15 protein-coding genes are annotated in these 19,837 nt (G+C 61.0%); 11 read left to right on the forward strand and 4 right to left on the reverse strand.

The features are described 5' to 3' along the window. Position 1 precedes the first annotated feature (1 nt). From AC0L2A_RS10575 to AC0L2A_RS10625, 11 genes are all read left to right on the forward strand, one after another. Entirely contained in the window at positions 2–295 is a 294-nt protein-coding gene (locus tag AC0L2A_RS10575; RefSeq protein WP_473608698.1) for a VirB3 family type IV secretion system protein, read from the forward strand. Next, entirely contained in the window at positions 292–2,694 is a 2,403-nt protein-coding gene (locus AC0L2A_RS10580) for a VirB4 family type IV secretion/conjugal transfer ATPase (protein WP_473608699.1), read from the forward strand. The genes AC0L2A_RS10575 and AC0L2A_RS10580 overlap by 4 nt, the downstream gene beginning before the upstream one ends. Further along, positions 2,678–3,838, forward strand: coding sequence for a transglycosylase SLT domain-containing protein (locus AC0L2A_RS10585; protein WP_473608700.1), 1,161 nt, complete (start codon positions 2,678–2,680; stop codon positions 3,836–3,838). The genes AC0L2A_RS10580 and AC0L2A_RS10585 overlap by 17 nt, the downstream gene beginning before the upstream one ends. A 9-nt stretch (positions 3,839–3,847) precedes the next feature. After that, complete coding sequence (locus tag AC0L2A_RS10590) at positions 3,848–4,582, forward strand: type IV secretion system protein (protein WP_473608702.1); 735 nt, start codon at positions 3,848–3,850, stop codon at positions 4,580–4,582. Positions 4,583–4,794: 212 nt separating this feature from the next. After that, on the forward strand, positions 4,795–5,802 hold the full coding sequence (locus tag AC0L2A_RS10595; protein ID WP_473608703.1) for a TrbL/VirB6 family protein: 1,008 nt from the start codon (positions 4,795–4,797) through the stop codon (positions 5,800–5,802). A gap of 72 nt (positions 5,803–5,874) precedes the next feature. Then, positions 5,875–6,594, forward strand: a complete 720-nt coding sequence (locus AC0L2A_RS10600) for a VirB8 family type IV secretion system protein (protein WP_473481897.1) — start codon at positions 5,875–5,877, stop codon at positions 6,592–6,594. After that, positions 6,591–7,394: a TrbG/VirB9 family P-type conjugative transfer protein gene (locus AC0L2A_RS10605; protein ID WP_473608704.1), complete on the forward strand. Its 804-nt coding sequence runs from the start codon at positions 6,591–6,593 to the stop codon at positions 7,392–7,394. Before AC0L2A_RS10600 ends, AC0L2A_RS10605 begins: the two co-directional genes overlap by 4 nt. Beyond that, positions 7,395–8,867 carry a type IV secretion system protein VirB10 gene (virB10, locus tag AC0L2A_RS10610; protein WP_473608706.1) on the forward strand — a complete coding sequence of 491 codons (1,473 nt, stop codon included), beginning with the start codon at positions 7,395–7,397 and terminating at the stop codon, positions 8,865–8,867. Further along, positions 8,864–9,886, forward strand: a complete 1,023-nt coding sequence (gene virB11, locus AC0L2A_RS10615) for a P-type DNA transfer ATPase VirB11 (protein WP_473608708.1) — start codon at positions 8,864–8,866, stop codon at positions 9,884–9,886. The genes virB10 and virB11 overlap by 4 nt, the downstream gene beginning before the upstream one ends. A gap of 9 nt (positions 9,887–9,895) precedes the next feature. Beyond that, a complete protein-coding gene (locus tag AC0L2A_RS10620) occupies positions 9,896–12,058 on the forward strand; it encodes a type IV secretory system conjugative DNA transfer family protein (RefSeq protein ID WP_473608709.1) in 2,163 nt (720 codons plus the stop codon). Between the two features lie 305 nt (positions 12,059–12,363). Beyond that, positions 12,364–15,291 carry a TrlF family AAA-like ATPase gene (locus AC0L2A_RS10625; RefSeq protein WP_473608710.1) on the forward strand — a complete coding sequence of 976 codons (2,928 nt, stop codon included), beginning with the start codon at positions 12,364–12,366 and terminating at the stop codon, positions 15,289–15,291. 259 nt (positions 15,292–15,550) lie between these two features. Here AC0L2A_RS10625 and AC0L2A_RS10630 read toward each other — a convergent pair whose 3' ends face one another. The 4 genes from AC0L2A_RS10630 to AC0L2A_RS10645 all read right to left on the reverse strand — a co-directional run bounded on the left by AC0L2A_RS10630 (position 15,551) and on the right by AC0L2A_RS10645 (position 19,793). Beyond that, positions 15,551–17,800, reverse strand: coding sequence for a relaxase/mobilization nuclease domain-containing protein (locus tag AC0L2A_RS10630; protein WP_473608712.1), 2,250 nt, complete (start codon positions 17,798–17,800; stop codon positions 15,551–15,553). Then, a complete protein-coding gene (locus AC0L2A_RS10635) occupies positions 17,797–18,204 on the reverse strand; it encodes a MobC domain-containing protein (protein WP_473608713.1) in 408 nt (135 codons plus the stop codon). The genes AC0L2A_RS10630 and AC0L2A_RS10635 overlap by 4 nt, the downstream gene beginning before the upstream one ends. 501 nt (positions 18,205–18,705) lie before the next feature. Next, on the reverse strand, positions 18,706–19,116 hold the full coding sequence (locus AC0L2A_RS10640) for a hypothetical protein (protein ID WP_473608714.1): 411 nt from the start codon (positions 19,114–19,116) through the stop codon (positions 18,706–18,708). After that, positions 19,113–19,793 carry a ParA family protein gene (locus AC0L2A_RS10645; RefSeq protein ID WP_287100236.1) on the reverse strand — a complete coding sequence of 227 codons (681 nt, stop codon included), beginning with the start codon at positions 19,791–19,793 and terminating at the stop codon, positions 19,113–19,115. The genes AC0L2A_RS10640 and AC0L2A_RS10645 overlap by 4 nt, the downstream gene beginning before the upstream one ends. Between the last annotated feature and the right edge of the window lie 44 nt (positions 19,794–19,837).

A 19,837-nucleotide genomic window follows, 5' to 3' on the forward strand; every position in this document is an offset into this window, starting at 1 on the left:
GATGGAGGACGAAGAGGTCTATGTCGAGCCGGTAAGCCTGCCTCTGACGCGCCCGCCGATGAAATGGGGCGTGCGCTACGAGGTGTTCGCGCTTAACGGCATGGCAGCCGTCATCGCATTCATCGCGACCAGCAGCTTCACGCTCGGCCTCGGTCTATTCAGCGCGACCCATTTGATCAGCGCCTATCTGTGCCAGCGCGACCCGTACATCTTCCACATAGTCGAACGCCGACTGTCGAAACGGGACGCGGTCGCGAACTCGGGCTTTTGGGGCGCCAGGAGCTATTCGCCGTGAGCGTGAACGCCGACCTGAAATTCGCGAAAGCGCGCAAGCGGGAAAAGCCTGTCGAGGCCCATGTCCCCTATTTGCGCCATGTCGACGACAACCTGGTCGTCACCAAAAGCGGCTTTCTGCTCGGCGTCATTCAGCTCAGCGGCCTGCCCTTCCAGACCATGGATCAGGCAGAGCTCAACAACCGCATGTTCAATCGCAACACGACATTCCGCAATCTCTCCACGTCCCGTTTTGCCGCCTATGCGACCATCATCCGGCGTCATGTGACACCAGAGATCGAAGGGGATTTCGACAATCCTTTCGTGGCGGAGCTCGATGCCCGCTACATGGACGAGTTGGGCTCGAAGAATCTGTTCGTCAACGAGGCTTTCCTGACGCTCATCCGCCGCCCGATGGTCGGGCGCGTCGGCTGGGTCGACAAGGCGCTCAATGCGTTGCGCATCAGCACGGCCGGCGAAGAGACTCGTGAAGAGGCCATCGCCGAATTGCACGATGTCCTCAATGGCGTCACCAAGGACTTTTCCGCCTATGGCGCGCGGCTCCTGGGCGTGGTGACGCGACGCGACAGCGTGTTTTCCGAACCTGCCGAGTTCATCGCCAAGGTCCTTGCCGGCGGCGCGGATGTGGAAATGCCGCTGCCGCGCATGAGTTTGGCGAGCGCCTGTGCGACCCGACAAATCTTCTTCGGCAAATCCGCTCTGGAGATCAGGGGGGCGCATGAACGCAAGATCGGCGCCATGGTGTCCATCAAGGAATACCCGCCCTTCACGGCACCCGGGTCGCTCGATGGCCTTTTGCGGCTGCCGCATGAATTTATCCTGACGCAGTCATTCGCGATTGAAGATCGCGTGACGGCCATGCGCCGCATCAACACCATCTCGAACCAGGTCAGCGGTTCGGATGAGGCGGGAACCACGGTTGAGGATTCCGTGCATGCCGGCGCTGACAAGCTTGCCGGCGGCGAGGTGGTTTTCGGGCAGCACCACATGACGGTGATGGCGCTCGCTGCCGACGTCCAAGGGCTCAACCGCTCCTTGTCCGACATCACGGCCGAACTGTCGCGCATGTCGATCGTGCCGGTGCGGGAAACGCTCAACACCGAACTTGCGTTTTGGGCACAGCTGCCCAGCAATTTCAGCTACATTGCGCGCCGCGCCTTGATCTCGTCGCTGAACTTTGCCGGACTGTTCTCGGGCCACAATTTTCCCTCAGGCCAGCGTGAGGGACTGCACTGGAAGCGGCCGATCGCGCTCCTCGAGACGACAAGCCAGACAGCCTATTATTTCAACTTTCACGTCCACGACGTCGGCCATTTCACGGTTTTCGGACCGACCGGTTCCGGCAAGACGGTCGTGCTGTCATTCCTGATGGCGCAGGCAATGCGGATTTCGCCGCGACCCCGCTCGGTCTACTTCGACTACATGCGCGGCGCCGAGCTCTTTATTCGCGCGCTCGGCGGCCGCTATGAGGTGATGGAGCCGATGCAGGCCACCGGCTTTGCGCCGCTCCAGCTGGATGACACGGCAGAAAACCGCACGTTTCTCGAGGGGCTGCTGCGCTACATCCTGACCCCAGACGACGGTTCGCTCGACGTGGCGGAAATGCGCGTGATCAACACGGCCGTCGACAAGGTCTACAAGATCCCGCGCCAACAGCGCACGTTCGAGCTGCTGCCGGAAGTGCTGCGCGGCTCGCTGGCGCCGGGGATGAACGATCTCGCGGCGCGAATTGAACCGTGGCTCGATCCTGGCGACAAGGGCTGGCTTTTCAACAACCCCGTCGATCTCGTCGATTTCTCGAAGCCGGTGGTCGGGTTCGACATGACAAAAATCCTGGCCGACAAAAAATTGCGCTCGGCCGCCCTGCTTTACATCTTCCATCGGCTCGAAGAGATCATCGACGGCACGCCGCTTCTCATGTTCCTCGATGAAGGCTGGAAGCTGCTCGATGACGAGGTGTTTGCCGCCTTCATCAACGAGACGCTGAAAACGATCCGCCGGCGCAACGGTGTCGTCGGCTTTGGCACGCAGACGGCCGAGGATGTGGTCAACTCGTCCATCTCGTCCTCGCTGATCGAGCAGACGAAAACCAACATCTTTTTCCCCAATCCGAAGGCGAGCAAGGACGCCTACATGGCGCGCTTCTCGCTGACAGCGAAAGAGTTCGAGTTCGTGCGCCGCACCGCCAAGGAAACGCGCACCTTCCTGGTCAAGCACGACAGCGATTCCATCGTGGCGAAACTCGATCTCTCGGCCATGCCCGACCTCATCAAGGTGCTGTCGACCAACGAAGCCAACATCAAGGAATGCGAACGGCTGCGCGAGACTTACGGGCAGGAGCCGGAAGCGTGGCTGCCATACCTTTGCGGATGGGAGAGCGAGCATGAAGAAGCGGCTTAGCAACGTGATCGCAGCGGTCGCGATCATGCCTGGGCAGATCACGGCTCTCCCGGCGCTGGCCCAGATCGCCGTCATCGACGGTTCCAACCTGGACAAGCGCGCGCAGGACGAAGAGCACAGCACGAAATCGCAAGAAACCAAATCCGACGAAAAGGAGAAGAAAAAGAGCCTCGTTTGCACCTATTCGAACAAGTACAGGTCGCAAATGTTCAGCCGCTCGCCTGGCGAGGCGCTGAGCCGCGACGCCGAGAACGCAAAGCTCATCCGCTACTATGCGCAAAAATATGGCGTTCCGGAGGGGCTGGCGCTGTCGGTCGCCTACCAGGAATCCCGCCTCGACAGCTGCGCCGGCTCCCACACCGGCGTCAAGGGCGTGATGCAACTGACAAAGGGAACGGGCAGGCAGCTCGGGTTCGATCGCGACATCAACGAGCAAAACGTCGAGGGTGGGGTCAAGTATCTCGGCAAAGGCGTCGCGCAGTGTGGCGCCAGCAACTACAGCTGCCTGGCGAGCTTCTATAACGGCTCGAATGCCGCCGAACGAGCTGAGTGGGCCTCGGGCGTCGGCCGATGGCACGGCACCTTCGACAGTTACGTCTCCAGCGGAGAGGCGCCGGCGGCGTCCCCGCCGGCGATCAGCATCGTGACATCGAGCGGACCTGGCGGCGTTGCCCAAAGCGGCGCCCTCGATTCCCTCTCCAAGGCCGCGGCCGGCCTCAACACCAGCTCCGCACAGATGACTGCCAATTCCTCGCAGATCGACGCGCTTAGCGGTGGCGTCGGACAGGTTGAAGAATACAAGGACGCCTGGGAGCTGAACTCGTCCGCTCGAAGTCTCAATGCCGGCGTGACCGGCCAATATATCAGTCAGGCCTCTGACTTCACTGCCCTCCTCGGTCAGTTTCTTTCGTTGAACAACGTCGGAGCCTCGCAGACCGCGCGCATCATTGCCCCGCCTCAAGGAGGATCCCCAAATCCATTTTCATGCGACCCGGCCGAGCTTCAACGCCTACGGATCGATCAAAACCAATGGCTACCTTGTGCCAGCCAGAACGCGCACACCGCTTCCGGGAACGCACAGTCGGTGCAGATCAACGCCGATCCAACCGGCGCGGCGCGCGCGATCGAAGCAATCCAGGAATAGGAGGCTGATGTGAGAAAAATCGCTATCGCAGCAGGGGCGGCACTTCTGGCGAGCGCCGCTCATGCGCAAATCGCCGTCATCGACAATGCGAATTTGGACATTGCCCGCCAGAATGCGGACAACACCAATTCGATCATGGGCTCCAACAAGGACATCCTCGAGAAGAGCAATCAGATCCTGCAAGCCCTGACGGGCAGCCGCAACGGCTCTCTCGGCATCGGCCAAATGGGCCTGGGCGGCAACATGTCGATTGCGCAGGCGCCGAGCTTCGGCTCGATCCTCAATGGCGGCGCCCTCTCCTTCGGCGGGCTGTCGCCGGAAATCCAGAAGATCGCCGGAGCGGTGATCAACGGCCTGCAGCTGGTCAAACAGCTCCAGCAACTCACCGGCGATGGCAGCAGTGCCGTCAACACTGCCTATAGCGGCAGCGTCAACGTCGCGTCGCTGTTGAGCGCCCTCACCTCGCAGGCCTCGCAAGGGGTCGCGCAACGCGAACAGTCGTTGCAGTCGGCCAGCGGCCAGATCGGACAGGCCGAGGACGTCAAAGGCTCGGTCGATCAAAACACGCGCATGCAGCTTGAGAACGCGCGTGCGGTCAACGAGCTCATCGGCGTGCAGAATGGTGCCGTCGCCGCGCTCAACGAGGAAATGAAGACGCGGCTTTTGCGGCAAAGCCAGGTGCAAAAGCTGATGACGCCGACGCAAATCAATCCGTTCCAGAATTTTGGCACAAGCGGGAACTGATCGTTGACCGTGTGTGCGAAACTGATACCGCCTTGGTGGCGGCGGGCCGGTGTGGTCGCCGTCGCGGTCGCGATTGTCATGGTGAGTGGTTGCGCCCGGCCAGCTCGCGAGCTCAAGGCGCCCTGCGCGCCGCTGGCTTATGTGGGCGATGCGAGCTGCGGGCCCTTGAAGCCGGTCAACGCCCCGCCCTTCGATCGTGTTGTCGAGGATGAATGAACGGCCTGGCGACAAGCATTCTGGGAGGCATCGACGACGTGGGAAAGGGCTTTGTTTCCAGCGTCTACATGCAGCTTGGCTATGCGCTGGGGGATGTATACGCGCTCATGCTTACCGTCTACATCATCTGGTGGGGTTACTCGATCCTCAGCGGCCGCGAGACGATCTCCCCGATCGAGTCGGCATATCGCCTCGGACGCGCGGTGGTCATCTATCTGCTGCTGAATGGTTGGGGCACGTTTTCCGAGACGATCTACAAGCTGGTGCAGGCCGTGCCGAGCGAAATCGGCAAGATCATCGTCGGGGCCGTCTCGCGCGCCACCGGCAACCAGCTCTCGGATCAAGATGCGATCCCAGCCCTGATCGACAATCTCTACCGAGGTGCCCAGGACGTTGCCAATCAGGTCTACAGCGGCACTTTTTACGACATATTCGGTGCGCTGCTTTCCACCATCGTGCTACTGGCCGCCATCATTTTTTCGGCGCTTGCGATCGCCGCAATCATCGCGGCCAAGATCATGCTGTTCATCACTTTGGCGCTGGCGCCGATCTGGATTGTGCTTTGGCTCTACCGGTGGTCAACGCGGATGAGCGAGGGATTCATTTCGCTCACCACCTATCTGATCATCCAGCAAATCCTGATCTACGGCTTCCTGGGCTTTTATTTTTCGCTGGTCAATCTTGCCTTGAACACTGCCACGTCGGGAGGCGCCAGCGTCGACAACAAGATGTCGATGGTCCTGCCGCTCGTCCTGGTCACGATCATCGGCATCTATGTGCTCATGCAGATCCCGGCGATCGCCTCGATCCTGAACGGCGGCGGGTATCTAAGCACGGTCGGCGCATACCGCTCCTACGGCAATGTGCCCAGCAATGTTGCCCGCTATTCCGGAGCTAGGTTTGTCGCAACCCGGTGGCAGCGGCTGAGATCATCCCGCAGCAGCGAGGCGGCTCGGTCATCCATTCAGCAGGCGGCGCGCGATAACGCGAGACCATTGGCTTAGAAGCGCAGGCATCCGCCTAAGAGGCGCGGCTTCAGGGCTGCAGTGGGAGTTTGGCAATAAGGCTAAAGTAAAGTGACAAAAATACAGGCAAGCATCCCCGCCGAGACCGGCAAACTCGTTGACGAGCGCTACTATCAGGCCGGCGCGACCTGGGAAGACGACACACACCGGTCTCTGAGACGTTCGCGCACGCTGGCCTGGCTCGTCAGCGGCGTCGCGAGTGTGGTTGCGGGGCTGTCGTTGCTGACGCTCGTGCTCATCCTCCCACTCAAGCAATTCGAGCCCTATGTGATTGAGGTCGACAAGACAACCGGATATCTCGAAGTTGCGCGCGCGCTCAAACCCGGCGATCTGTCGCAGAATGAGGCGGTCACGGCCGCCAATCTCGTTCGCTATATTCGCGCCCGCGAAACCTATGACGCACGCGAGATCAAGCAGAACTACGATCTTGCGCAGCTTTATTCGACGGGAACGGCGGCCAGGGATTTGACTTGGGCTTACACGCCTTCCAACGCCCAATCGCTCGACAAGGTCTACGGGCGCAACGTCACCGTTTCCGTCGACGTCAAGTCGGTGTCCCTGCTCAACAGCACGACCGCGTCGGTGCGGTTTTCGACCACGACGCGTCGCGAGAATTCTTCCACGACCGACAATTGGGTGGCCGTGGTGAAATTCCGTTACACGACGACGCCGATAAAAAACGAATGGCGCTTCGACAATCCGCTCGGCTTCCAGGTGATGGAATACCGTCGCGATCAGGAGTCGGCGCCGACGGCAGGGAGCGCGCAATGAAGACCCACATTGGGGCCGCCCTGTCCCTGCTGATTTTGCTTGGCACGGCCAGTTCAGCTGCGGCGCGCGACTTTCGTATTCGCTACGTGCCTTTCGACAACGACAATGTGACCACGGTCAATGCCGCCCTCGGCGTCTCCACGATGATCGAGCTCAGCCCGTCCGAAGTCATCGAGACCGTTTCGGCCGGCGACACGAAAGGCTGGTCGATTGTGCCCAAACGCGGCTCGCGCTTTCTCTTCATCAAGCCGCTCGAACGGGACGCCTGGACGAACGTCAACGTCGTTACCGACCGGCGCGTCTATTCGCTGTTGCTCAAAGCCACCGACAGCGATCGCGACCGTGCGTCGTTCCAGGTCCGATTCAGATACGCGGATGAGGATCAAGACGCGCGCCTGCTCTCCTTGGCCCAGCAAAGCGCCGCCGATCCCGATCTCAAGAACCTCAACTATGCCGATCTCAACTACAATTACGTCTATATCGGCGACGATGGCCTGAAACCGCGCGTTGCGTTCGACGACGGCACCAAGATGTTCCTGGAGTTCACCGGCGACATTCCGGCCATCTTCGTCGTCGACGAAAAAGGCCATGAATCGCTCGTCAATCAGCGCACCCAGGGAAAATACACGATCGTCGACAAGATCGGCCGGCAATTCACGCTGAGGGCCGACGGCAAAACGCTCTGCCTCTACAATCGAACCCGGCCGTCGAAGACAGATCCTGTCTCTGACGTCTACGGGCCGAAGAAGCTGGTGCGCGGGTCCGGCCCGTTCTCCTCCCCGACCGCGAGGGGACGCTAGATGAGCAACATCGACTATAACGAGCTTGATGGCGGTCCGACCGTCGCTCGACGCTATGCCGGAGTGGGTGCAAAAGCCGCCATGGTCGCCGCAGGGCTGATTGTTGCGATCGCGCTGATCTGGATCAACTGGCCCCGCGAGCCGCGCTCTCGCGATGCGGCCTCGACCGCTAGCGAAAATTTCAACCCGCCTGAATTTCGCCCGCCGGTGCTGGCCGAGACGCCACAAGCGGCCGACAAGACTATCGACCAGATCGTTGTTCCGCCGCCCGCGGAAGGCGAAGCCAATAAGCAACAGGCCGACAATGTCGATCAGACGGTTGAGCAGGGCGCTGATCTCGATGCGCAGCGGCGCGCCATCGAAGCCCAATTGGCGGCCGAGCAGGCTCGGCGCAAAGCCGAAGAAGAAGAGGCCCGCCGCAAGCAAGCGGCCGACGAGGAGGCGCGCCGCAAGGCCGAGGAGGCTGAGCGGCAAAAGGCAATGTGGGAGCGCCTGCGGTCGAACCAGATGATTACCAGCGAGGAAGCCAACTCGGCCGCCGCGCACGATCAGCCGGCCCAGGCGCAGATCGCCGCCGACGGTCAGCTTGTCCCGGTGCCGGGCGCCGACAACGACCCGAACAAAGCTTTCCTCGCGCAATCGGAAACACATTCGAACGCGATGGCGAAGGCGCGGGTTTTCCGTCGCACCGATGCTTTGATCCCTGAAGGCACGATGATCCGCGGATTTCTGGAAACCGCCATCAACACCGATCTGCCCGGCATGGTTCGCGCGGTGGCGCGCGAAGACGTCTATGCGCTCGACGGCCGTCGCATTCTGATCCCGAAGGGGTCTCGGCTGACCGGCGAATATCGTTCGGGGATTGCGCGCGGGCAAAAGCGTGTGTTCATCGTCTGGAACCGCGTCATCCGTTCCGACGGCGTCTCGGTCGACATCGCCTCGCCTGGCGCCGACCGTCTCGGACGGGGCGGTCTCGGTGGCCGCGTCGATACGCATTGGCTCGAACGCTATGGCAATGCGATCATGCTTTCGGTCGTTGGCGGCGTTTCGGAGTACCTGTCCTCCCTGGCCGATAATGGCAGCGACAGCCAGCAACGGCAGGTGACGACCGTTGATCCGGTGACAGGGCAGACCGTCACGACCACCTATGGCGGCTCCGGTTCCCAACGCGACGCCCGCAGCATCGCCTTCGACAAATCATCCACGGCGCTGCAGCAGCTGGCACAAGAAGCGTTCCGCGACACACAAAACATCCCGCCGACAATTTATGTCGACCAGGGGACGCCGATCGTCGTCTTCGTGCGCCGGGATCTGGATTTTTCCGAGCTCTATTCGGATCCGGTAGAAGAGGAGCTGGCTCGACTGAAGCGCGGCGGCAAGCCGGCAAAGGCCGTCGATCCGACGCCGCTCTTCATGGCGCCGACGTCGGGGGCTGATCCGGATTATCCAGGCTACGGGAGTCCGGTGAGATGAATGTGCAGCCTGTGCCGAACCCTTGGGCGCGCGCACCGGTGCTGCGCGCCGAACTGGAACCGATCTGGCCCTACATGGAGGAAGAAGCGGTTTCCGAAATCGCCGTCAACCGACCCGGCGAAGTTTTCATCGAGCGCCTGGGTACAAAGGAGATGGAGCACGTCGTCAAACGCGAGCTCACCAGAAACTGGATTCGCTCGGTCTCGGTCGGCGTTGCTTCGGCCACCAACCAGGTCGTCAACGAGGTCACCCCGGTCCTTTCGGCAGCTCTCCCTTCAGGCGAGCGCTTTCAATGCGTGCTGCCGCCGGCGGCCCCCGATGGCGGCGCGTTTTCCATCCGCAAGCAGGTCATCATGGACATGACCCTTGGCGACTACGCCAAGATGGGCGCCTTCGAACAGACCGAGATGGGTAGTGGCCTGGCGCTCTCGGCCGAAGAAAAGCAGCTCGCCGAGATGCTCAACGACACCTCGCCGTTGAAATTTCTGCAATACGCGGTTCGCAATCGGATTTCCCTCATTGTCTCCGGCGGCACGTCGACCGGCAAGACGACGTTCCTCAATGCGTTGTTGAAGATCATTCCCTCTCATGAGCGCATCATAACCATCGAGGATACGCGAGAACTCAAGCCGGCGACGGCCAACACCGTGACGCTGCTTGCCTCGAAAGGCGATCAGGGCCTTGCCAGGGTTACGCCGCAACAGCTGCTCGAGGCGTCATTGCGCATGCGGCCCGACCGGCTCTTGCTCGGCGAGCTTCGCGGTGCCGAGACATTTTCCTTCCTGCAAGCCATCAACACCGGCCATCCCGGTTCGCTGACAACCGTTCACGCCAATTCAGCCCGCTCGGCCTATGAGCGCCTGGCTCTCATGGTCATGCAAAGCAATGTCGGGCTCTCTCACAGCGAGATCCTCGACTATCTGCGCGAGGTGATCCCGGTCGTCGTGCAGATGGTGCGCGGCGACGGCGGACGCCGATCAATCAGCGAAATCAAGTTCACGAAGGCTGAGACGATCTGACGAGGTCGCATGATGGAAAAGATCGCCGGCAGGACCTTTCTGGCCTTGATGGCTGTGGCGCTGGGCGCGTTGCTGTTTGTGGTCGCATACGCGGCGACCGACTGGTACAGGACCGGATCGCATTTTCTTTTCGACAGCCTGAATGCGGACCCGCGGCCGGTCTTCGCCTACGCCTGGACGGACCTGAAAGCTGGAAGCTTCGCAAAGCTGCAATACGCCAGCGCCGCGGCCCTATTCGGCTTCGTCCTGCCCCTCGTCATCGCATTCTTAATGCGGCCGGCCAAGCGCAACGACGCGAAATTCATGTCGATGGCCGATGTTCGCCGGGCTGGCCTGCTGAAGCCCAAGGGGATCTTCATCGGACGCGCCGGCGGCAGACTGGTCAACGTCTTTGCCCCGCACCGCGATCGGCGCACCGGCAAATTGCGGCTGACGCGCCCCAGAGTTCGCGGCGGCAAGAAACTTTGGATCGACGGCGATGACGTCGGCGGCTTCGTCATTGGACCGCCCAGATCGGGCAAAGGCGCGGCGCTGATCATCCCGAACGCGCTAATGTGGCCCCATTCGCTGGTCGTGCTCGATCTGCGCGGGGAGACCTATGAAGCCACGGCCGGCCATCGGGCCACCTTCAGCCAGGTCGTCCGCTTCGCGCCGGCCGACCGCGATGGCAACACCGCCTTCTATAATCCGATGGATTTTATTTCGCTTGATTCGGCTCAGCGGGACATCGACCTGCGCAACATGGCGGCCGCGCTCTTTCCGCGGCCACCTGCCAACGCCGACCCTTATTGGGTCAACGATGCCCGCCTCCTCTTCACCGGCATTGCCTCTTACGTCATGGAGTCCCCGCGGATCGCCAACGAAAACCGCAGCTTCGCCACCATCCTCAAGATCATGAACGGCGTCGACGAGCCGATCCTGGAGTTCCTGGCGAGCCTGCGCGACACCCGCCGGCATGAAGTGTCCGATTTCACGCTGCAGACGCTTCTCCCCTACGTGGATATGGCGGAGAAGCAGTTTTCCGGTCTCTATGCCGGCGTGCGCACCGGCATGGCGCCCTTCCTGAACGAGCGGCTGATGCGGGCAACCTCGCGGAGCTCGTTCGACATCCGCAATTTCAAGAGCGAGCGAGTCTCGCTCTATCTCGATTTCCGGCGCGAGCAGATGGCTTCGCTGGGCCCGCTTTTCAATGTGCTCATCACGCAGATGATGAACTTCATGTCCGAATCCATGCCGCGCCCCGACGAGCACCAGGTGCTTGTCCTGCTCGATGAATTTCAGAACCTCGGCAAGCTCGAGAAGGTGACGGACATGGCGACCGTCCTTGGCGGGCACGGCGTGCCGATGTGGTTTTTCGTGCAGTCGCTCAAATCGGTCGACGAGATCTACCGGAAAGAAAGCCGCGAAACGCTGATCAACGCTGCCCGAGTCCAGATCTTCTTCGGCGCCCAGGAGACCGACGATCTGCGCTACGTCTCCGAGCAGATAGGCGAAACGTCCGAACCCCAGAAGGACGTCACCAGGACGCAGGCCAGCCTTTTCGACACCTATTACACGCGCTCCGTTCACAGCAAGCAAGTTCGTCGGCCGTTGATGCGTCCGGACGAAATTCGCACCATGGACAAGAACAAGGTCGTCATTCTGCCGCGCGGCGAAAATGCAATCCTTGCGACTCGCAATTTCTATTTCGCTGATCGGGAGCTCTCCAGGCGGGCGTTCATGGCGCTCCCGGCGAACGTACAGCACGCCAAACCAGTCACTGCCGCCGCTGCCCTCCCCTCTCCGTCCGTCCAGTCGATCGTGCCAGTCGGGCCACGCTACCGCTCCGGCATCACACAGTCGCGGCTGCAGCGCGGTGCGACCTTCGCTGCAAAAATCGGACGTGCCGAGCGGCCAGTCGCTCGCCGTCGCTTTCCCGCCGCACAAAAGAATGAGCTTGAGGCGACCCATATCCCGTCGGAAACGGCGGCGCCCGTTTCGCCACAGGCTGTCGACTTTTCGGCTTTGGCCGCCCGGGCGGCGTCGACCAGGATCTCGCCGCAAAAAGAGGCCGTGATTGCGGCCATTCTTGCTCAGGCCAAATCCTTCCGTCCGCAGTCGACCGACCCCGAGACGTTCGACCGCAATTTAAGCGTTATCGCAGAAGAATTGCCGGACGTTGTGGATGATTAATTCCGCCGACAAGCGTAGCGAGGCGATGTCAATCCATGCAAGGCGCTACATCTCAGCCAAAGTTGGATGTCCGGGTTGCATAGGGTGCGGAAACCAGCAGCGAAGCGGCGAACAAACCCGATTGTCGACCACAGTCCGTCACCGACCGAGAAGCCGAGGTCGTCCCGGACGAAAGGCGATCTATGTAATTGGAATGGACAATGTGCTGAGCCGCCAGCAAGCATAAACGCGAGTGGAGCAGATGCGAATCACTTGCTGAAGTGCCGACTGCATTTCACAGTTCTGGCGGGGGGGCAGAAGTCACCATGTTGTCAAAAGGTTCTGACTGGCTGCGGTGGGAGCCACATATCCACGCGCCAGGTACCGTTTTGGAAGACCGCTATCCGGCCGAGGGATTTGAGGCCTATCTCAATGCCCTTGAGTCTGCGACGCCGGCGATGCGCGCGATTGGCATCACCGACTATTGCGTCACCGCGTCCTACCAGCGGGTAAAAGCGGCCAAGGATGCCGGCCGCCTGAAGCAATGCGATCTTCTCTTCCCCAATGTCGAGTTGAGGCTCGAGATAGGGACCGTCAAGGGCCATTTCGTCAACATCCATCTCCTCGTCAGTCCCGAGGATCCGGGGCACGTTGAGGAACTGAACAGGTTTCTGCGGCATCTGAAGTTCTCGACCGCGGATGATGAATACAGCTGTACGCCCGACGACCTGACGAAGCTTGGCAAGCGTATGGATCGGTCGATCAGTGACAACGCCTCGGCGTTGCGGGCGGGGGTCACCCAGTTCAAGGTATCCCGCAGCGGACTGCAGGCAGCCTTCAGGAGCATGGAGTGGGCTCGCGACAACATCATCGTTGCCGTATCGGGCAATGCCGATGGGACCTCAGGCGTCCGGGAGGCCGCCGACCGGGCGGTCAGACAAGAGATTGAAAAATTTGCCCAGGTTATCTTTGCCAGCAGCCCCAAGCAGCGGGATTTCTGGCTTGGCTTAGGCCCTGCAGCAACGCCCCAGGAGATCCAAGACGACTATGGCGCCCTCAAGCCTTGTCTATGGGGATGTGATGCCCATGAAATGTCGCTCGTTGGCAAGCCTGCGGAAGATCGCCTTTGCTGGATCAAGGGCAAGGCAACGTTTGACGGCCTGCGGCAGGCCTGTATCGATCCCGATAGGGCCTATGTAGGCCCGAATCCGCCTGCATGGTCATCAGAGTCGCAGACAATCAGTCACATCGAGATTCTGGATGCGCCGTGGGCCCGCACCCCGGCCATCGGCCTGAATCCGGGACTGGTAACCATCATTGGGGCGAGGGGGTCCGGTAAGACAGCGCTTGCCGATATGATCGCAGCCGGATGCGACGCCTATGTTGAGGACGAAGAACGCCCGTCGTTTCTCGAAAGGGCAGGTGAGCATCTGAAGAACGCGAAGGTCTTGGTCCACTGGTTGAGTGGGGAAGCAACTTCGGCGAAGCGTCTGGATCAACCTGGCGCGGACTGGGATAGTTTTCCGCGGGTCCGCTATCTGTCGCAGCAGTTCGTCGACCGGCTTTGCTCTCCAGAGGGCATGCCTCAGATGATCAAGGAAATTGAGCGGGTCATCTTCGAAGCCCACACGGATCGCGACGGCGCGGTGAATTTCCACGAGCTGCTGGAGCTCCGCGCCCAAGGACTTCGGGAATCGCGGCAGCGAGAAGAGTCTGCCATCAGCGCGATGTCTGAACAAATCGCGCTGGAGCGGGAAAAGATTCTGGCCGTCGACGGTCTCAAGAAGCAGATTGCCGAGAAGGAAACCGTCATCAAAGGGTATGAGAAGGACCGATCCGCCTTGGTCCCTTCGACGACCAGCGCTGCGGTCGCCCAAAGGCTCCAGGATCTCCTTAGTGCCGCCGACAAGGTCCGGGGTTACCTCCGGTATTATGCCAAACAACAGGCTGGACTTGAGAACCTTCAGAACGACGTCGTTGATCAGCGGCAGAACCGGGCGCCCCAGCATCTTCGCGACCTGAAAGAGGCACATGCCGCGAGCAAGCTCGATGAAGCTGCTTGGGAGAGGTTCCTTCTCGACTTCAGCGGCGATGTGGATGACGCGATCAAAGCGAAAGCCGCCCAATCCACCAAAGAGCTTGCCTACTGGAAGGGCTCTGCGCCCAAGCTGCTGGAAAACGGAAGCTATGTCCTTGACGATGCCGACCTGGTGAGGATCCCCCTGGCGGTTTTGGAGGCGGAGATCGAGCGAATTCAGAAGGTCGTCGCTGCCGACCGGCAGACTGCCGACAAACTTTCTCTCAACGCCAAGCGGATCGCAGAGGAGACCGCCAAGCTTGCTGCTCTGAAAGAGAAGCTGACAGACTGCGAGGCGGCCTCGAAGCGCCGTAGTGATTTGATAGAGTCGCGCAAGAAAGGTTACAGGCGCTGTTTTGAGGCCATTCTCGCCGAAGAAGCTGTGCTACGGGATCTCTACGCACCGCTCATGGTGAGACTGGCCACCCAGGGCGGGACCTTGGGTAGGCTTTCATTCACGGTCTCGAGGGTCGCCGATGTGAAGGCGTGGGCTGACAAGGCCGAGAAGGAACTCTTTGACCTGCGCACCGGCCCTTTTCGCAGGAAAGGCACGCTGCTTGACGATGCCACAAAGGAGCTGAAGGGCGCTTGGGAGTCTCAGGATGCGGACACGATCGCCAGTGCGGTCGAAGGTTTCTGGGACAAACATCGGGAGGAGTTGCTCGAACCGAGCCCCCGAGATCCAGTGGAACAACGCAAATGGTTGAAAACGTTTGCGCAGTGGCTCTACAGCTCGGACCACATCTCCATCGAGTACGGCATCAAGTACGACGGCGTCGACATCCAAAAGCTTTCCCCCGGAACCCGCGGGATTGTCCTGATCCTCCTGTACCTCGCGTTGGATGATGCTGATGACAAGCCTTTGGTCATTGACCAGCCGGAGGAGAATCTGGACCCCAAATCCATCTACGATGAACTGGTCCCACTTTTCCGGAGCGCTAAGCGCAATCGTCAGGTGATAATGGTCACGCATAACGCCAATCTGGTCATCAACACTGACGCCGACCAGGTGATCATCGCCAACGTCTCGGAGATGAGCGGCAGCGGCCTCCCGGGCATAACCTACCGGTCTGGCGGTCTCGATGAGGCGGATATCCGCAAAACGGTGTGCGACATCCTCGAGGGCGGGGAGGCCGCGTTCCGCGATCGCGCACGAAGGCTGCAGATCAAATTCTGAGGCTCCCACGAGCGGAAAGGTTTCGTTTCAGCAGCTTTGCGCACAAGGCCTATTTCTCATTGATCAAACCTTGGAACTGATTGCCGTTGGCGTCATAAAGGATCGTGAATTTCGGTCCCTTCGGGGTGCCACACCTCCAGTGCTGCTACTCGCTGCTGCGTTGCCGGTCGAAGACGACGAGGCCTTGAGCGCCCAAGTCCATTGCTGAATTCGGGCATGTCTCTGTCTCGCAACGGGCTGCGGTTGCGGCCCAAATGCTTTAGCGCTCGTATTCGTCGTCCTGGCTGCGCTGCGCCTTGCGGTCCTGTTCGTCGGCCTGCCGGCCCTTTTGCTTGGCTGAGTCTTTTTGCTGCTGAACACGCCGTCGCGCCTTCTCGGCCTGCGGTCCTGAGGTTTCGGGCTGACGCGTATCGTCTCGGGCCGGCAAATCGCGGCCGCGCGCCTCCCTTTGGGGCGCGGCCTCGCCGGCTCCACCTGCACCCTTTTGCTGCTCGAACTGGAGGCGGGCCAGTCGATCGTGCATCTTGTCGTTCACGCCATCGCGGTATTGCTCGAAACGGGGTTGCTCAGCATTGGGAAGCGTGTCCCGCATCTGATCCAACGCCTGGTTCACACGCGCCATCTTCTGCCGCATTTCCAAAGGTGTCTGCGCCATTTCGGTAGCTCCTATCAGCCTGGTCAATTCTTTCATGCCGGGATGGGACAAGAACGACGGGGTTAGCCTCGGTCCCCCGCCGTACTTTGAGCGGGCATCTGCCGGCTCCTCGCCTCCCCTACGCGCATGAACCTGGAGGACAGTGTGACCGATCGCCTGGGCTGCGGTCAGCGCTTGGCCGGTGACGCCAGCCGCCCGCATCACGGTGGCCGTCTGCTGCCACACGGCGGCGATCGCTCCGCCATTGGCGACGAGCAACCCGCTATCCATTCGACGCTGTCGCTTATCCTCCACGCGCGCGACCGTCTTGTCACTGACCTGGTAGCGCGGATCGTGCTGCGCGCGCTTGTAGGCGCCCGCATGTTCCTTCGTATAAGGTCGGCTCATTGCGTGATCGTACCGGCGGGTTGCGGCCATCGCTATTCCGTGTTCGCGCGCCTTCTCAGCGTACGCTTCCCGCCAGGCATGGAGATCCGCCTTGTAGAATGTCAGCCGCTCGCCATCGGCCGAGCGCGCCTGCACCATGGCGTGGATATGGACGTGCTTGGTCTCGGCATGGTGTGCAAGCACGAATTTGTGCCCCGGAGCGCGTTCTTCGAGCACCGCACGGGCGGCCGCCATGATGGCTTGCGCGTCCGTACCAGCCCGGGCAGAGAAAAGCAGGTGATAGGCATTGCGCCGCTCCCGGCCGGAAAGTTGTGGCCGCCATTCCTCAAAAATCGCCGTGGCCGCCTTCGTTGGCTGTTTGCTGGAAACCGCCTGTCCATTCGCGCGACGGACCTGCTCGTGCGCCCGAATGAATTTTTGCAGAAAATATTGCGCCTTTCGCTCGTTCCCGACGGCCGCGGTCACTTCCGCTGCCGCGCGAATACCGGCCTTCCCCATGGCTTCGTCCAAGCCTGCTTCGATCTTGCCGAGCGCTTTGCTGCGTGAATTTGCCCGCCCGGCGGCTAAGATCTTGGCAAGTGGTCCGGCGCGTTCTCCCGTGTGGCCATAAACGGCGACGCTGTCGCCCGTGCGAGCATAGACGAACGGCTTTGATCCGAAGGCCGCGTTCAAAGCCTCGCCAAGCGCTTCGTCCGTGACGTCGCCGGCGAGCTCGAACCGCACCTCGATGAAATTCGTATTCTTAAGCTGCGGCTCGAATGTCTCCGTGAATTGGTGCAGGAAGCCGCGACGGTCCTGGGCATTGGCAAGCCCCTGTCCGCTATCGGTGAAGATCTCGATATCGCGCTTCTCGCCCTGTTCATTGGCGCGTGTGCCGATATAGGCAAGCAAGGCGCCCGCCTGTTTGCCATTGGCCGCGCTCGACAGGACCTTGAACACCGCCGGCTGCGCGCCGGCGGCATAGGCTGCTCGCGCCGCAACCGCTCTCGCCTCTCGCGTTGGCCGCGCGAAGTGTCGAGCGGACGGGAGCGCGCCCGACCTTCCGCCGCCCCCACCACGGCGCCGCCATTCTTCTTCCTCTTCCTTGACGAAGGCGCCGAGTGCGAGGCCGAAAATCGCTATCGCCCCATTTGCGTCGCTGGATGAACGCAGACTCCCGCTGGTGCCCACAGACAGCGGTATCGCGCTGAGCGGTCCTCCTCGACCTGAGGACGAAACAGGTGCCTTTGCGACGCAGGAGCTCGCTCCCGGGTGCCTCGCCATCGACGATTCCACGCCGGCCATAGGCGAAGCCACGCGGGCCTGGGTCACGCCACTCGCACGGATGTTCATCGCTTGACGATCGGCCGTCTCCCGACGGGCCGCTTGCAAAAGCTTATCATCGTTAAGCTCCTCGAGATCGCCAGCGCCCGGCATCCGCAGATAGCGTTCGATTTCGGCAGCATATCCGGCGAGACGACCGCTCATGCCTTGACCTCGCTGCGCTTCCGCGGCCTCGCAATCATCGCCTTCAATTCTTCGCGGAACCGGCGAACGAGCTCGCCAATGGCGATCAAGGCGCGCTCGAGGTCTTCGTCATACGGCACCCGGCCCTCGTTCATCGCGCGGACCGCCTGATTGAAATTCACACCGACACGCCGAAGCTGGTCGGTGGCCTCCTCAATGGACGGTCGCAGCTCCCCCGTCGCTGCCGGCAGAAAGCCCGCCTCGGCGCGGACAAGGCGGCGAACGACTTCGCTGACCGTCACCGACTCACCGTCAGCCATAGTGCGCAGCCGCTCCAATTCGACGCTCGAGAAGCGCACATGCAGGACGTCGCCATAGCGCCGGGATGCGTTCTGCGTTTCTGTTTGGCCGTTGTTGGGTCTCATCTTCAAGCCCGCTTGCGGGCGCTAAGGCCCTTGGGCCGCGCCGTCCTTTTTTCGTGTGTAACACAAAAAAGGCTATCCTGCCAAAGACAAAAACAACATCATCAAATATCTTTGCGGTGGTACTCTAAATCACCCCAGCTTTCATTTCCAAATCATCTGCACATGTTAGCAAGGAAACATGCTCCCTCGGAAACATATTGCATCGTCAACTTAGCGACAAGCCGACTTAGCGACATGTTTCTTTTTCAGCATGTTAGCTTGCTGCGGAATCATCATGCTGACATGGAGACAGATCGCAAGGAGCAGGGACATGAGCTCGTGCGATCGGGATCGCCGCGACCCCCATGGGCTACGTAAGGCGGATAAGCTGAGCCACGCGACCGGGGCCAACAGGCACGGCCGACTTGCGCAGGGCCAGGCATCGATGGCGCGGCCTCGCCGATGGGCCTCCAGCATTCTCTGCTAACCCTCACCGCGGCGGATGCCGCGGAGCGGGCCGACCTAATCGTTCGGCAGCTTGTGCTTATGAATCCTGATGTAGTCCTGCACCGCCTGGCGCAGCAACTCGGTCATGCTGTGGCCGTTGCTGATCGCGAGCAGCTTGAATTGGCGCTGCTCCCCGGCCGTAAGGTAATAGCCGCAGCGTACCATTTCCTCGTCGCGAATCTTCTTGCCGGCAACCGGATCCTTCTTCTGGCCCTGTCGCAGCATTTTGCGGAAATCCGGCCGAGGTGACACTGGCGCAGCTTCGGCCTCCGATGCCGCCGCGGATGCGGCGGCAAGCGGCTGAGGGGCGGGATCGGACTTGGGAGCGATGAACATGCTCGGTAGCGCCGGCGGCTCAGTGGAGATCGCTCTCATTATGCGAGCCTTCTTGTCGTCCTGTGACTCCGGGAAGCTCTTGTCGGTCATGCGGCCTGCCTCATTGCTTCGGTGAAGGTCTTCAGGACATCGTCGAAGACCCCTTCACTTTCGGCAATCGCCTTCGCGTCGGGCTGATCTGGGCTGTAGAGTGTCTGGCCGCTTTGCAGGTCGCGATAGGCGACACGGTTTTGCAGCGCATGGTCGGCGATCGGCGTGCCGTTCGCCTGAATGATTGCGCGCAGTTCGCTCAAGGCTCTCGCCTTCGCATCGATGATGGTCTGTTTTGTCAGGACAAACACGGCTGGCAGCGGCCGGCCGCGCGTTTCGACCGCGAGCGGAATGTAGTGGTCAGTGATCTGGATTGCGGCGGTCACGTCATCGAGCGCAAAGAAGATCGGCACCACGACGATATCGGCGGCAAATAGCCCGGCCATGAGATTGTCGTTCGTGGTGCCTTCGGTGTCGATCAGCACCACGCTACGCTCGCCATTGTGCAGTTCCGCCGCCTCCAGGATCTCGCGCGGCTTCGTGGCGCTGACGAGCTCGAGTGTCTCGGGACGATTGCCGGCCTCCTTGAGCATCTGAGCCCAGCGGCTCATGTTCTGGCGAACGTCGCCGTCGATGAGTGTCACCGCGTAGCCGCGCTTAAGGGCGACGGATGCCAGCGCGCGCAGCAGGGTCGATTTGCCAGTGCCACCTTTGGCGATAGCGGCAGATATGATCATAGCTCGGGGGACCTTCGATGAACCGCTTTTTATGCCAACCGCCT

It is taken from the genome of Mesorhizobium sp. WSM4844, assembly GCF_055811775.1.

What these genes read in the sequence shown, in the direction of transcription:
- AC0L2A_RS10645 (WP_287100236.1), bottom strand. Translation starts at nt 19,793, where the DNA reads ATGATCATATCTGCCGCTATCGCCAAAGGTGGCACTGGCAAATCGACC.
- virB11 (WP_473608708.1), top strand. Translation starts at nt 8,864, where the DNA reads ATGAATGTGCAGCCTGTGCCGAACCCTTGGGCGCGCGCACCGGTGCTG.
- AC0L2A_RS10630 (WP_473608712.1), bottom strand. Translation starts at nt 17,800, where the DNA reads ATGAGCGGTCGTCTCGCCGGATATGCTGCCGAAATCGAACGCTATCTG.
- AC0L2A_RS10620 (WP_473608709.1), top strand. Translation starts at nt 9,896, where the DNA reads ATGATGGAAAAGATCGCCGGCAGGACCTTTCTGGCCTTGATGGCTGTG.
- AC0L2A_RS10635 (WP_473608713.1), bottom strand. Translation starts at nt 18,204, where the DNA reads ATGAGACCCAACAACGGCCAAACAGAAACGCAGAACGCATCCCGGCGC.
- AC0L2A_RS10585 (WP_473608700.1), top strand. Translation starts at nt 2,678, where the DNA reads ATGAAGAAGCGGCTTAGCAACGTGATCGCAGCGGTCGCGATCATGCCT.
- AC0L2A_RS10595 (WP_473608703.1), top strand. Translation starts at nt 4,795, where the DNA reads ATGAACGGCCTGGCGACAAGCATTCTGGGAGGCATCGACGACGTGGGA.
- AC0L2A_RS10605 (WP_473608704.1), top strand. Translation starts at nt 6,591, where the DNA reads ATGAAGACCCACATTGGGGCCGCCCTGTCCCTGCTGATTTTGCTTGGC.
- AC0L2A_RS10640 (WP_473608714.1), bottom strand. Translation starts at nt 19,116, where the DNA reads ATGACCGACAAGAGCTTCCCGGAGTCACAGGACGACAAGAAGGCTCGC.
- AC0L2A_RS10575 (WP_473608698.1), top strand. Translation starts at nt 2, where the DNA reads ATGGAGGACGAAGAGGTCTATGTCGAGCCGGTAAGCCTGCCTCTGACG.
- AC0L2A_RS10625 (WP_473608710.1), top strand. Translation starts at nt 12,364, where the DNA reads ATGTTGTCAAAAGGTTCTGACTGGCTGCGGTGGGAGCCACATATCCAC.
- virB10 (WP_473608706.1), top strand. Translation starts at nt 7,395, where the DNA reads ATGAGCAACATCGACTATAACGAGCTTGATGGCGGTCCGACCGTCGCT.